The sequence below is a fragment of the Aequorivita marina genome (assembly GCF_031631895.2).
GTDB lineage: Bacteria > Bacteroidota > Bacteroidia > Flavobacteriales > Flavobacteriaceae > Aequorivita > Aequorivita marina.
The window spans coordinates 430,111-443,709 of sequence record NZ_JAVMBW020000001.1; the positions used below are offsets into that span (position 1 = coordinate 430,111).

The window sequence follows — 13,599 nt, forward strand, 5'->3', positions numbered from 1 at the left end:
GCATGCATACCATCTACAATTTATTGATTTATATAGCTTCCTTCGGACTGAAGATTGTAGCACTCTTTAGTAAGAAAATGCAACTTTTTGTTAGCGGAAGAAAAGATGTTTTTAAAACGCTTCGGCAAGAGATTTCAGAAACCGATAAAACTATTTGGTTCCATTGCGCTTCCTTGGGCGAGTTTGAGCAGGGCGTTCCTATTATGGAAGCCATTAAAAAGCAAAAGCCCAATCATAAAGTTGTTATTAGTTTTTTCTCTCCCTCGGGTTACGAAATTAAAAAAAACACGCCCTTAGCAAATGTGGTTGTGTACCTGCCCATGGATACACCTGCCAACGCACGCAATTTTATAGCTGCAGTAAGACCAAGGCTTGTGCTTTTTGTGAAATATGAATTCTGGCCAAACTATCTTTTTGAACTTCAGAAAAATGAGATTCCAATACTATTGATTTCTGGAGTTTTTAGAGCAGATCAAATATTTTTCAAGCCGTACGGCGGTTTTATGCGAAAAGCTCTTAGCACTTTTGAACACTTTTTTGTTCAAGATGACAGCTCGGAATCATTGTTGAAAAGTATTGGGTTTACAAACACCAGCCTTAGTGGAGATACTCGTTTTGATAGGGTGTCGCATCAAATTGAAATGGACAACACCCTTAAATTTGCTGAAGAATTTAAAGGAAACTCCTTGTGTATTGTCTGCGGAAGTACATGGCCAGAAGATGAAGCCGTACTCTTAGACTATATAAATAATGCCCCAGAAAATGTAAAGTTTGTTATAGCACCTCATAAAATTGAAGCGGCTAAAATTGAATCCTTTAGGAAGAAAATTAATAAAAAAACGCTGCTTCACTCTAGTTTAGATAACGCTAACAGTAGCGATTATAACGTGTTGATAATTGATTGCATTGGTTTGTTGGGGAAACTCTACAGCTACGCCGATATTGCATATGTAGGCGGAGCAATGGGAAAAACAGGACTCCATAATATACTAGAACCGGCAACTTTTGGCCTACCTATTCTTATAGGAAAGAACTACGCCGAATTCCCCGAAGCAATTCGATTGCGATCTCTGGCTGGGTTATTTAGCGTGTCAAACCCTACCGAATGCAGTGAAATATTACATAAACTTGTTGAAAATGATGATTTCAGAAGAAAAACTGGAATGATTTCTGGCTATTTTGTCAATAGCAATACGGGGGCTACAAAATTAATTATGGAATACGTTGCTGCACATCATGTTTAATTTGTAGTTAATAACAGCCTAATGCACTACTGCTTGTTGCTGTTTGCCCCGTAAACGAATAAAGTAAGTAATTCCTTATAGGTATGTTTCTAGGTGGTTTTTCTTAAGCCATTAATTTGGCCCTTTAGCTCGTCCATTGATTGTTGCAGCTGTCTTAGAAGGTTGCTTTCAGAAGGTTCATCTACACCAAAGCTCAGTTTACTGTTTACTTTCCATAACTCCTGAATATCTTTAGTTTTTACATCTATGGGTAAATATTGGTCGTTTAGGGAAATAAGCCGTGCCGCGTGCGGATTGCCAGGAACTTTTTGAAGCTTTTTTACCAAAACTGAATCCCGGAGGACTACAATGTAAATCTTACTATCAGCGGCTTCATTAATATTAGGTACAGCCCGGCCCAAAACCCATTCATTCGGTTTAATATTCGGCAACATACTATCGCCTTCCACTTGAAAGCCACGGTAAGATGCATTTCGATATTCTGGCAATGGAATATTAAAAGCGGGCAAGGTTTGATACCAACCCGTGTCGTGGATGTTGTCTGGATATCCTGCAGCAGCTTTTTGGTTTACCAATAAAATACTATCCTCACCATTGGCATCTAGTGTAATAACCTTAGGGCTTACATCGCCTCGGGATGAATCAATATGTTTTTCAAAACTCTTTCCATAAAGCCACAAGGGGTTTATATTATATTGAGCCATTAGCTCCATTACAACCTTACCGGTAATTTTTGTTTTCCCGCGCTCAATATCAGCCGTAGTAGCGCCAATATCTAGCAATTCTGCAAATGACTGCTGGGTATGCCGTTGCTCTTCACGAATTTTTTTAAAGCGTTGTGCTTCAATGTTTAATTTTGAATCCATACACAAATATAACTTATTTTGGAAAAAATCCAAATTATTGTTACACTGAAGCTATATTTGTTGGAATATTTCCTTTTATGTTTAAAATTTATCAATAAAGTAGAGCAAGAGCAGGATTTAAACAGTTTTGAAAGAATAGCATAGTAAAAACCTGAAATTGCAAATTATATCCATCGCCTTCCAAATTGAAAGACGTGAGAAGGCAAGCTTAAATCACATGCTTTTAAGGCCTTTCGTAATAGTGAATTCTGAACTGCTGAGAGGTGACTGGAACCCTATAAATTAGTGATTTGTAATAAGCAAAAAAAACGAAATATCAAGATATCGGGTAAATATTTAACATAAGAAAATTGTGGTTTCAATTTTTTAACTACTTTTGCACTCTATTAATCACTAATCTATTATCACTATGAAAAAAGTATTTTTATCACTAGCCGCTCTTGCATTGGTTGCTTCTGTATCCTCTTGCAGAGACACTAAAGAAAAAATGGAAGAGTCTGCAGATTCTATGCAAACTAAAACAGAAAATGCAATGGACGATGCTGGCGACGCACTAGATGACGCTGCTGATGCAACTGGCGATGCAGTTAATGATGCTGCTGATGCAACTGGAGAAGCAGTTGATGACGCAGTTGACGCAACTGGGGATGCAATTGACGATGCCGGTGACGCTGTCAAAGATGCTGCTGATGACACTAAAAAAGCAGTAGAAGACGCAACAGACGGTGAATAAACCGTTTTTGCCGTAAAGTATAAAGCTCTTTCAAATTTGAAAGAGCTTTTTTTATACCTTATAATTTTATCAATATAACTCACGGGTTACTCAGAACAACCACAATTGGGTTTGCACTGGTTTTGACGCGTGGGAATCCTCGTCCATTTCTTAGAGGAGTCAAACTTGCTTTCTTTTTTGTGCTGTGCTTCCGAAGCGTCTATCTTTTTACGATTTTGTTTCTTTTGATGCGAAATAAAAAACCTAGAGGTTAACTTATTCGTATAGCGCATATAGTGAAGAAAAACATCGTACGGCTTTGTGGGCTTCCATTGATCCTCAGCAATGGCGATGAGTAAAAACGTTACATCAGGGTTTTCTTCGTCCGTATTTGGCCTAAAACGATTTAAGTTTTCAATGTATTTCCGGTAGTAATCCGCAAAAAACACATAGTTAAAATTAAAGTTATTGATGGTATTATAAAACGCATCAATGTCAGCTCGCGTTAATCCACCTTCTTCTCTTTTGGCCAGCTTTTCTCTAAATTCAGTAATTGTTCTATGGAATTTCATCTTTACTTGCTCGTTTGGCTTTATCCAACAGGTTTTTGTGTCGTACAACACCGCTACAGGAATCAGCTTTTTACTTGTGTGCAAATTTAAGCAATCAGATAGAATTGTTTTAATAATTCCATCTTTATAGATTGACAACAATTTTCGCATAATCTTAAAATGTAAACTGTAGCCATAACTATAAAACAAAAAAAAATCCCCAATGTCCAAAAACAAAGGGGATTATGTACTGATGACGGGTCCCGATAGCTATCGGGATGAACCCGCATCATACCTAGTAACCAAACCTATAACTAACTCTGGATACTTTTTTAGGTTCTCGATATAATTCCTACTTTTCATGGACTTGATATGACTTTCAATCTTTCGCGCTTGTCCATATTCCAAAGCATCTATACGAAGGTAAAGCTGCCAATCGGATGCTCTACCCGTATGAGCATTCGCATAGGTATTATTCAAGTGCTCCTCTAAGCGAACGGTCAAATCCAAACAACTGCCCGTATAATAACCATCGATGGAAGTAGAATACAAAATGTAAACTGTAGCCATAACTATAAAACACAAAAAAATCCCCAATGTCCAAAAACAAAGGGGATTATGTACTGATGGCGGGACTTGAACCCGCACGCCCGAGATGGGCACAGGATTTTAAGTCCGGCGTGTCTACCAATTCCACCACATCAGCATTAAAGGTGTGTCTACCATCCCGATAATTATCGGGACCGACACATCAGCATTAAAGTGTTGTTATTCCTAATAAAGATTGGAATAACCCACGTTAATTAAACTAGGTTGTCTATTACAACCTGGACTTAATAAAAAATGCCGACTGCATCGGCATCTTATTTTTGCAAAAAACGGCTCCAATCTCGACGCTTCGAGACGGAGAAACTCGTAACCTCAATAAAGAAGTTTCGCATTGTGAGCGAAAAACGGGATTCGAACCCGCGACCTCCACCTTGGCAAGGTGGCGCTCTACCAGCTGAGCTATTTTCGCATTATATTTCAAAAAAACGAAATGTCGCTCTATCATCCCGATAAATATCTGGAGAGCTACTTTCGCAATTCTTATGTTTAAAGAACGTCGCTCATACTGTAAGCGGCAGCAAATTTAAAAAATTTACTTCAATTAAAAAGTATTTTTGAAAGTATTTTTTTCTTAAAATTTTGTTTTCAATCTCCTTTCAATAAAAAAGTGAGGCCATGTTACTTTTTTAGGTTAACAGAGGCATTTCGTTGTAGCATTCGGCGTATCTCATTCAACTTCATTAAAGCTTCTACCGGGGTAAGCGTATCTATATCTATATCAAGTATTTCCTCTCGCAACTCTTCTAAAAGCGGATCGTCTAATTTAAAGAAACTCAGTTGCATTTCTTCTTTAGAAACGGCCTTCATTTTCTCGGTCAATTCTTCTGAAGCATGACTCTTCTCTAGCCGCTTCAATACCTTATTTGCCCGCTGAAGCACTACCTGTGGCATTCCGGCCATTTTTGCAACATGGATTCCAAAGCTGTGATGACTGCCTCCTGGCACCAGTTTCCGCAGAAAAAGTACATTGTCCTTCAATTCTTTTACCGAAACGTTGTAATTCTTAATCCTAACAAAAGTTTCGGTCATTTCGTTTAACTCGTGGTAATGGGTGGCAAAAAGTGTTTTTCCACGAGAAGGATGTTCATGCAAATATTCACTTATTGCCCACGCAATTGAAATCCCATCGTACGTACTAGTACCGCGACCAATTTCATCTAAAAGGATTAAGCTTCGCTCAGAGAGGTTGTTCAAAATACTGGCTGTCTCGTTCATTTCAACCATAAACGTAGACTCTCCCATCGAGATGTTATCGCTGGCTCCTACCCTAGTAAAAATTTTATCTACACAGCCCATTCGCACTTCAGAAGCGGGAACAAAGCTACCCATCTGCGCCAAAAGAACAATCAAGGCTGTTTGCCGAAGAATGGCAGATTTACCACTCATATTGGGTCCCGTAATCATTATAATTTGTTGATCATCGCGATTCAGAAAAACATCGTTGGCAATATAAGGCGCATCTGGCGGCAACTGTTTTTCAATTACCGGATGACGTCCATCTTTTATATCAAGATCAAACGAGTCATCTAAAAGTGGCCGCGTATAATTGGCTTCTTTTGCTTGGGTTGCAAATGAACACAGGCAATCTAACTGTGCAATAAGGCTTGCATTTTGCTGAACAGCACCAATATACTGAAGCATCCACGCAACTAATTTTGAATAAAACTCCTGCTCTAAAGCCAGTATCTTTTCTTCGGCACCAAGTATTTTGGCTTCATACTCCTTAAGCTCCTCGGTAATGTAGCGTTCAGCATTTACAAGAGTCTGCTTCCTAATCCAGTCCTCGGGAACTTTGTCTTTATGGGTATTTCGGACTTCAATATAGTAGCCAAAAACGTTGTTTGAAGCAATCTTGAGCGACGAAATCCCCGTATTTTCGGTTTCACGAGCCAGCATTTCGTCTAAATACTCCTTGCTATTGGCCGAAACATTACGAAGCTCATCTAATTTTTCTGAAAAGCCTTTGGCAATGGTATTTCCCTTTAACACATTAACAGGAGCTTCCTCAAACAAGGTTTCCTTTATTTTGTTCCGAAGTAATTCGCAGTCGTTTAACTGTTCGCCAATAATTTTTAACGATTCGTTTTTAGCATTTAAAGCCAAAGCTTTTATTGGCACAACCGCTTCTAATGAATTTTTAAGATGAATGACTTCCCTAGGATTCACTTTGCCCGTTGCCACCTTAGAAATCAATCGTTCTAGATCGCCAATTTGTTTGGTATAATTTTGAATTTTTCCTAAAACCTTAGGGTTATCAAGCAAGAAACTAACTACCTCGTGCCGCCTATTGATTTTTTCAGCATTTTTTAATGGGAGGGCCATCCAACGCTTTAAAAGCCTTCCACCCATAGGCGAAATAGTCTTGTCTATAACATCTAAAAGCGTAACTGCATTTTGCTGCGTAGACTGGTAAAGCTCTAGATTGCGTATTGTAAAGCGGTCCATCCACACGTATTCATCTTCGGCAATTCGCGACAAGCGGGAGATATGTTGTAGTTTGGTATGTCGGGTTTCGCTTAGATAATGAAGTGCTCCACCTGCGGCAATAATTCCGTCTTCCAGATGCGCTACGCCAAAACCTTTAAGGTTTTTTGTGTCGAAATGCTTCGTAAGGGTTTCAAAAGAATAATCACTTTGAAAAATCCAGTCTTCAAGGTGAAAAACATGATATTCTTCACCAAAGGTTTCAGCAAAGAGTTTTCTTTTCTGTTTTGAAAAAAGCACTTCGGAAGGACTGAAATTCTGAAGCAATTTGTCGATATATTCTGCGGGACCTTCCGAAACTAAAAACTCACCTGTTGAAACATCCAAAAATGAAACCCCGATGGTAGTTGAACTTCCCCGCCCTTTGGAAGTTCCAAAGTGAACCGCTGCCAAAAAGTTATTCGACTTCGATTTTAAAATATCATCGTTAAAGGCAACACCTGGAGTCACCAGTTCGGTAACCCCTCGTTTTACAATGGTTTTGGTCTTTTTAGGATCTTCCAACTGGTCGCAAATAGCAACCCGGCAACCTGCCATAACCAGTTTTGGCAAATAAGTATTTAGTGAATGATGCGGAAAGCCAGCAAGCTCCATCTTGTCGCCTCCGTTGTTTCGGGCGGTAAGGGTTATGTTTAAAATTCCAGCGGCGCGAATCGCATCTTCGCCAAAGGTTTCATAAAAGTCACCCACGCGAAACAACAACAGGGCATCTGGATATTTAGCCTTGACGCTATTATATTGCTTCATTAATGGGGTTGTCTTTTTTGCCATAATCTATACCCCGAAAGGGAGTGTCTTTTTTATTTTAATAACTAACCGATAAAAGTACGGATTATGTAGTTTTTTTAAAAATGTACCCCTTATGAATTGTTGAGGTTTATCAACAATTGGCGGCTTTCGCTATAGCAACCTTCCAAAAGTGGAAATAAATTCCATTTCCATCAAAAAGCTTGGTCTGTTTTGTGAATTTATAAAAAAAAGAGCTCATAAGCCGCAAAGATATCCAGAGCTTTTCCAATCAATTTTTAAAAATTAACTTTGTAACCTATGAAAAATCGAAAACTTAAAAACAGCGAGCTTGATCGTATTAATGCGGAAGAGTATAAGAAGGCCGAAAAAACACCGCTCATCATTATTCTGGACAATGTTAGAAGCTTGAACAACATCGGCTCAGTTTTTCGTACGGCCGATGCATTTTTGATAAAGAAAATTTATCTCTGCGGAATCACGGCACAGCCACCACACAAAGACATTCAAAAAACCGCTTTGGGCGCAACGGAAAGTGTAGCTTGGGAATATGCTGAAAACACAATGGATGTAGTTGAAAAACTGACCAAAGAGGGTGTTTTTGTCGCATCAATTGAGCAAGCAGAACTCGCCGTAAACCTCAACGATTTTTCGGTACAGCAAGATCTTACGTATGCCGTTATTTTTGGGAATGAAGTGAAGGGCGTGCAGCAAAAAGTAGTCTCTGCCAGCGATGCGGTTATTGAAATTCCGCAGTTTGGAACCAAACATTCGCTTAACATCTCAGTAAGTGTTGGCGTTGTGACCTGGGATTTTTTCGTGAAGTTGAAAACAGTTGGTAGTGGGTTGTAAAAAAACGAATTAAAAACATTGTAGAAACTGCACTTTTTTCTTTCTTCTACCTTCAGTTTTCTTTTTAAAAAAACTTATCCAGCAATAGTTCCACGTGAATTAAGACGATACTGAAAACCCCAAGGACAATGGCAAACTTCAGGATATTATGAAGCACCATATAGTGTATCTTGTTTTTGGAGTACCACAGAACCGAAAGGAAAACAACTAAACCGGCAATACTTATGTAAAAATAATACTCCATATAACCTATTTCAGCCTTAAATTTCGTGATTAGCAAAACGATTGGCGCCAAGGTCAATACACTTAACACTGTCAGCATTCGCTTTGAAGTTTGTTCGCCGTAGGTTACTGGAATAGTTTGATAGCCGTGTACAATATCGCCTTTTAGGTTTTCGAGATCTTTTACCAGTTCGCGCATAGCAATCAGTAGAAAAAGAAAAGTGGCGTGGACAAAAATAACGATGTCGAAATTGCGATAATGAATGAAAATTGCAAAAAACGGAATCACTGCTAGCACAGCGGCAGTTATATTCCCTATAAACGGATATTTTTTTAGTTTATGGGAATAAAACCAAAGGAAGAAAATATAAACGGAGAAGAAAAGCACTGCTCTAAACGAAACATAGCTGGCAAAGACAACCGAAAGGAAGTTCAGTACAAAATATCCTGAAAGCTTGGTGCGTTGACTCACAAGCCTATCCAGCATTGTCTTTCGCGGGCGGTTTATCAGGTCTTTTTCACTGTCGTAAAAGCTGTTAATAATATAACCAGCGGCAATTGCAGAAGAGGATGCAAGCACCAACATCAATAAACTAACATCAAATAAAACCTCACGTACGGGCAAATCTGGAGCGAGAATATAGATACTCGTCAAGTATTGCGCAATTACAATTATTAGAATATTATACCCCCGAACGACTGAAAACAGACTAAAAAACTTAAGTAGAAATAGTTTTTGCTTTCGGGTTAGCATGATATGTAAAATTGAATACTTCTAAAGCGGTTTTAGAAAAGCCAAATCTAGAAATTATAAACCACTTCCAGCTTATAATCTTTTAGGGCCTCTTTTGCCTTAGCTATATCTTCAGTAAAACCTAGCATATATCCACCTCCACCAGAGCCGCAAAGTTTAAGGTAATACGAATTTGTATCAATTCCCTTTTTCCACAGTTTATGAAACTGTGCAGGAATCATAGGCTTAAAATTATCGAGCACTACTTTTGAAAGCTCCTTGATATTCCCGAAAAGCGTTTTTACATCACCTTGAAGGAAGTTATCCACGCAGGCATCGGTATGTTTTACAAATTGGTCTTTAAGCATGTTCCGGAAACCTTCTTGCTTCATGTTTTCCATAAAAATCTGAACCATCGGCGCCGTTTCACCAGTACTTCCACTGTCTAACAAAAACACTGCTCCTCTACCATTTTCGGTCTGAGAAGGAATTCCTGCAGGCTCAATATTATCAATGGAATTGATAAGAATTGGTAAGCTCAAATAACTGTTTAAAGGATCTAATCCAGAAGATTTTCCATGAAAAAACGATTCCATTTCAGAAAAAATAGCCTTTAGCGTAAGCAACTTTTCACGTGTAAGATTTTCAAGAACCGTGATTTTATCTTTTGCATATTTATCATAAATAGCAGCCACCAAAGCTCCGCTACTGCCTACACCATAGCCTTGCGGAATACTACTATCAAAGTACAGCCCTTTCTCCACATCGGCATTTAGCGCTTCCATATCAAAAGCAACCAACTCGGGCTTCGTGGTTTGAAGCTCCTCTAAATATGTAGCAAAACGCCCTAGTCCTGCATTAGATTTATGAGTAGCAATGGTATGATGTTTATCAATTTTTAGCGCTCCATTATAAAAGTTATAGGGAATGGAGAGTCCTTTGGAATCTTTTATAATTCCATATTCACCGAAAAGAAGGATTTTTGAATAAAAAAGTGGACCGTGCATAAGCTGTTATTTGTAATTATAAAAATACAGGTATTTCGCTTTAAACCTGATATTTAATGCAAAGATAACTATTTTAACAAATATAATTGGATAAAGATTTCGGAATTCGTTTTACGATGAAAAAATTAAAATATTATACGCTCATCCAATACCAGATCTCCTAAAATTTTAGCAATGAGGCACTTCAAAAATTAAAAACTCAAGCTATTGCAAAATAATTTGTACCTTTCTTAGCACTATCCCCCTCACAATTTGTCTATTTAAAATTCTTTCTGGTAATGATATGCAAGTATCAAAGCGTATGTTTTTTCTTTTGCGCACTATTCTTTTTCGGGGTAGTTAATGGTTTTTCACAAGAACCAAATTCAACAATAGAAAAGATCCAAACCCTTATTGATCAGGATTCTTTAGCAGAAGCCCGAGCAATCGTGCAACAACATATTTCTTCTTATAAAACTGAAAAAAAATTCGACAGTCTTTATAAATATATTCAATTTGAAGGTAGCTTTAAATTAAACAATGGCGATAATGCAAAAGCAATTAAAAAGGCTGAAACGCTCACGCAAGAAATAAAGACCAAAGCCAGCCCACATTTTATTGTGGAGGCTATTATTGAAATGGGTCGGGTTTACTCAGACGCCGGCCAATACCAAGCAGCTTACAACCTCTTAAAATCTACCACCTCATTTTCAAAAACCAATAAAGACCCTAAAAATACAGATTTGGCTTCTCTTCAATATAGCTTAGGGTATTACGCCTCCAAACTTGGAGATTATCCGTTATCAAAAAAGCATTATCTGAATGCATTGCGTTTCCTCACAAAAAGCAGGGCTGAAGATTTTGCGTTTTACCAACAGCTTTACAATGCCCTTGGGGGAGCAATGTGGCGGGAGGCCAAAATGGACAGTGCGAGGTTTTATTTTGAAGAAGCCGTGGCGGTGCTAAAAAAAACAGACCAGGACGATATTATGAACCAATATTACAGACCCGCATTGCTAAAAATGAACCTCGCGGTAATCTGGAATGCCTTGGGCAAAAACTACGAAGCAATCAAAGCATCGCAAGAAGCCATTACAGGTTTTCAGGAATATATAAACCAATCTAAAGACGAAGGGAGAATATTCAAGACCAAGGAGCATTTATTGGCAACCATTGATAATATGGCCGCATTTTACAATACCCTTGGAGAATTTTCCCGTTCACAGGAGCTCATTGAATATTCCTATGCTCAAAAAAAGAAGATTTATAACGAAGCCAATATCCACCTCATTATTTCGCATATCATCCTAGCTCAGGCAAAAAGTGCAAGCCATGATTTTGAAGGTGCCGCCACCAATGCAGACAAAGCATTAAAGTTATTAAAAATAAGCGATGACGGAAATTCGTTTTGGGAAGCTGCGGCCTTATTAACAAGAGCCGCTATTTACAAACAGTCGGGAAACATTGAAAAAGCTGCAATTTTCTATGAAAAAGGAGAGGCTATTTACAGAAATACCATGCAAGGAAACCATACTAAGGATTTTTTAGACATCCTTATGGAAGAATCACTTTTTTATGCAAAAAACAACAAACGTGAAAAGGCGCTGACACTTGCCGAAGAAACTTATACGTTTACCCATACCGGCGATTTTAAAAACACACTTCAAGAGTTTCACCACACTATTAATTTAGCACGTGTACACTATGAACTCAAAGATTATAACGACGCAATACTATACAGCAATAAAGCGCTGAAGTTTAATATTCTTCGGCAAAACCAAAAAGCAAAGGCCTCAGATTCAATTTTAATCCAGTACCGAAAACCCCAGGCATTATATATTAATGCGGCCTCAAAATATTACCAACAAGAAAATAAAAGCGCTGCTTTTTTAAAAGAACTTTTAGACCAGATAAATGAAGGTATTTCCATATTAGAACAACGCAAAAAATTAATAAACAATAGCGAGGATCTAAGTCTGCTCATTACCGAAAACGAGGAAGTATTCCGTTTTGCTAAAAAAGTTGCAATGGAACTTTACCAAACAACAAAAGACGAAACCTACCTAAATAAAGTAATCACCTTACATGAATCAAGTATATATAACCGGATAAGGTCTAGGTTAAACCTGCGTGAAAACGTTGCCTTCCAAAACGTTCCCAACAAAGTTATTGCTAGGGAAGCGCATTTAAAGAATGGTATCATTTCGGCCTTAAACAACTCAGAAAACGAAAACATACAAGTCTATTTTGAAGCTTCAAGAAATTGGGACGTTTTTTTAGATTCCCTAAAACATAGGTTTCCTAAGTATTACAAAATGCGCTATGCCATCTTAGAGGAGTCTATCACAGACCTTCAACAAAGGATTCCTAAAAACACAAGCGTGGTGCGTTATCTCTTTATTGGCGAGAACCTATACGCCTTTGCGGTTTCTTCTAAAACAAAGAAAATGTTTAAGTTAGATTTTGAAAGCGTAAAAGATCATATTTCAAACCTAAGCAACTTTCAAAATTCAGTAGAAAAAATAAGTCCGTTACTTTTTGAACTTTACCAAAGCTTGTGGCTGCCATTGGAAAATGACGTGCAAACCCAAAAGGTTGTAATAATACCAGATAGCGATCTTTTTAATCTAAGTTTTGAAATGCTAACGCCGGCACCTATTGCTAGTTTTAAGGAAATGGCAAACAATAGCCTCTTGGCCAAGCACGATATCTCGTACAACTTTAGTCTTTTGTTATATAGAGGCCGAGGTAAAGCAACGAGATACTCTTCAAATTATATTGGCTTTGCACCTGGGTTTAACAAAAAGATGAAGGCTGAATATCAATTTTCCATTAACGATTCGGTGAAAATAGATAAAACTTACCTGGGTCTCCTCCCCCAACCTTTTAGTGAAGATTTGGCGAAACAATATGCAAAAACCTTTGATGGAACATTTTTTATTAATGAGGATGCCAGCAAAGATTTGTTTGTCAATCGCGCCAAGGAGCATAAAATTATACACATTGGTACTCATGCCGAAAGCAATAACATAAGCCCAGAGTTAAGCCGATTAATTTTCGCAAAACAAACCGATAACAGCAAAGGTTATGGTTCAAACTCACTGTACTCCTATGAAATTTACAATATAGATCTCGCTTCTAATCTTGCCATTCTCACGGCATGCGAAACCGGGAAACCCACCTATCAAGCCGGGGAAGGTATGACGTCTTTAGCCCATGCGTTCAATTATGCCGGTAGCGAAAGCATCTTGACCAGTCTCTGGAAAATAGATGAAGAATCTAGCGCAAAAATTGTGAGATTATTCTATAATAGTCTTTCAGAAGGGATGACCAAAGACGAAGCTTTGCGGAATGCAAAACTCAATTATCTAAAAACAAGTCAAGGCAGAACTGCCGCTCCTCAATATTGGGCCGGATTAGTACTAATTGGCAATACCGCACCCATCGATTTAAACAATAATCTAGCTTGGTGGTGGTATGCTCTGGCAGGAGCTATTGCCTTGATTTTACTGCTTTTGGTTTTAAAAAAGGAAAGGTAGTGTTGTTTAAAGAATGGATAAGGTTAAATGGAAAGGCATTGACCTCTTCCTATT

10 protein-coding genes and 2 tRNA genes are annotated in these 13,599 nt (G+C 38.2%); 4 read left to right on the plus strand and 8 right to left on the minus strand.

Annotated elements, in window-relative coordinates; genetic code table 11:
* Positions 1-2 precede the first annotated feature (2 nt).
* A complete protein-coding gene (locus QPK98_RS01985) occupies positions 3-1,244 on the plus strand; it encodes a 3-deoxy-D-manno-octulosonic acid transferase (protein WP_310991327.1) in 1,242 nt (413 codons plus the stop codon).
* A gap of 89 nt (positions 1,245-1,333) precedes the next feature.
* On the opposite strand, the gene QPK98_RS01990 is transcribed toward QPK98_RS01985, so the two are convergent.
* Positions 1,334-2,110 carry a LexA family transcriptional regulator gene (locus QPK98_RS01990; protein ID WP_310991328.1) on the minus strand — a complete coding sequence of 259 codons (777 nt, stop codon included), beginning with the start codon at positions 2,108-2,110 and terminating at the stop codon, positions 1,334-1,336.
* A gap of 487 nt (positions 2,111-2,597) precedes the next feature.
* Here QPK98_RS01990 and QPK98_RS01995 point away from each other — a divergent pair, with 487 nt between their 5' ends.
* Positions 2,598-2,843 carry a hypothetical protein gene (locus tag QPK98_RS01995; protein WP_310991329.1) on the plus strand — a complete coding sequence of 82 codons (246 nt, stop codon included), beginning with the start codon at positions 2,598-2,600 and terminating at the stop codon, positions 2,841-2,843.
* Between the two features lie 86 nt (positions 2,844-2,929).
* Here QPK98_RS01995 and QPK98_RS02000 read toward each other — a convergent pair whose 3' ends face one another.
* The 5 genes from QPK98_RS02000 to mutS all read right to left on the minus strand — a co-directional run bounded on the left by QPK98_RS02000 (position 2,930) and on the right by mutS (position 7,237).
* On the minus strand, positions 2,930-3,544 hold the full coding sequence (locus QPK98_RS02000) for a hypothetical protein (protein WP_310991330.1): 615 nt from the start codon (positions 3,542-3,544) through the stop codon (positions 2,930-2,932).
* A gap of 99 nt (positions 3,545-3,643) precedes the next feature.
* Positions 3,644-3,943 (minus strand): GIY-YIG nuclease family protein, encoded by a 300-nt coding sequence (locus tag QPK98_RS02005; RefSeq protein ID WP_310991331.1) that lies wholly within the window; start codon positions 3,941-3,943, stop codon positions 3,644-3,646.
* Positions 3,944-3,994: 51 nt separating this feature from the next.
* Positions 3,995-4,079, minus strand: a tRNA-Leu gene (locus QPK98_RS02010).
* Between the two features lie 239 nt (positions 4,080-4,318).
* Positions 4,319-4,391 (minus strand) — tRNA-Gly (locus QPK98_RS02015).
* Positions 4,392-4,600: 209 nt separating this feature from the next.
* On the minus strand, positions 4,601-7,237 hold the full coding sequence (mutS, locus tag QPK98_RS02020) for a DNA mismatch repair protein MutS (RefSeq protein ID WP_310991332.1): 2,637 nt from the start codon (positions 7,235-7,237) through the stop codon (positions 4,601-4,603).
* Positions 7,238-7,513: 276 nt separating this feature from the next.
* Between mutS and QPK98_RS02025 the strand changes: the two genes are divergently transcribed.
* Positions 7,514-8,065: a TrmH family RNA methyltransferase gene (locus QPK98_RS02025; RefSeq protein WP_310991333.1), complete on the plus strand. Its 552-nt coding sequence runs from the start codon at positions 7,514-7,516 to the stop codon at positions 8,063-8,065.
* Between the two features lie 64 nt (positions 8,066-8,129).
* Here the strand turns inward: QPK98_RS02025 and QPK98_RS02030 are convergent, their stop codons facing one another.
* Together QPK98_RS02030 and QPK98_RS02035 are read right to left on the minus strand one after the other, a co-directional pair.
* Positions 8,130-9,041: a geranylgeranylglycerol-phosphate geranylgeranyltransferase gene (locus QPK98_RS02030; RefSeq protein ID WP_310991334.1), complete on the minus strand. Its 912-nt coding sequence runs from the start codon at positions 9,039-9,041 to the stop codon at positions 8,130-8,132.
* A gap of 47 nt (positions 9,042-9,088) precedes the next feature.
* Positions 9,089-10,027, minus strand: a complete 939-nt coding sequence (locus QPK98_RS02035) for a mevalonate kinase family protein (RefSeq protein ID WP_310991335.1) — start codon at positions 10,025-10,027, stop codon at positions 9,089-9,091.
* A 278-nt stretch (positions 10,028-10,305) separates the two neighbouring features.
* Between QPK98_RS02035 and QPK98_RS02040 the strand changes: the two genes are divergently transcribed.
* Positions 10,306-13,545, plus strand: coding sequence for a CHAT domain-containing protein (locus tag QPK98_RS02040; protein WP_310991336.1), 3,240 nt, complete (start codon positions 10,306-10,308; stop codon positions 13,543-13,545).
* The last annotated feature ends 54 nt before the right edge of the window (positions 13,546-13,599 follow it).

Excerpts from the sequence above, each read along its gene's own strand:
- QPK98_RS01995 (WP_310991329.1), top strand. The coding sequence starts at position 2,598 with ATGGAAGAGTCTGCAGATTCTATGCAAACTAAAACAGAAAATGCAATG.
- QPK98_RS02035 (WP_310991335.1), bottom strand. The coding sequence starts at position 10,027 with ATGCACGGTCCACTTTTTTATTCAAAAATCCTTCTTTTCGGTGAATAT.
- mutS (WP_310991332.1), bottom strand. The coding sequence starts at position 7,237 with ATGGCAAAAAAGACAACCCCATTAATGAAGCAATATAATAGCGTCAAG.
- QPK98_RS02030 (WP_310991334.1), bottom strand. The coding sequence starts at position 9,041 with ATGCTAACCCGAAAGCAAAAACTATTTCTACTTAAGTTTTTTAGTCTG.
- QPK98_RS02025 (WP_310991333.1), top strand. The coding sequence starts at position 7,514 with ATGAAAAATCGAAAACTTAAAAACAGCGAGCTTGATCGTATTAATGCG.
- QPK98_RS01985 (WP_310991327.1), top strand. The coding sequence starts at position 3 with ATGCATACCATCTACAATTTATTGATTTATATAGCTTCCTTCGGACTG.
- QPK98_RS02000 (WP_310991330.1), bottom strand. The coding sequence starts at position 3,544 with ATGCGAAAATTGTTGTCAATCTATAAAGATGGAATTATTAAAACAATT.
- QPK98_RS01990 (WP_310991328.1), bottom strand. The coding sequence starts at position 2,110 with ATGGATTCAAAATTAAACATTGAAGCACAACGCTTTAAAAAAATTCGT.
- QPK98_RS02040 (WP_310991336.1), top strand. The coding sequence starts at position 10,306 with ATGATATGCAAGTATCAAAGCGTATGTTTTTTCTTTTGCGCACTATTC.
- QPK98_RS02005 (WP_310991331.1), bottom strand. The coding sequence starts at position 3,943 with ATGGCTACAGTTTACATTTTGTATTCTACTTCCATCGATGGTTATTAT.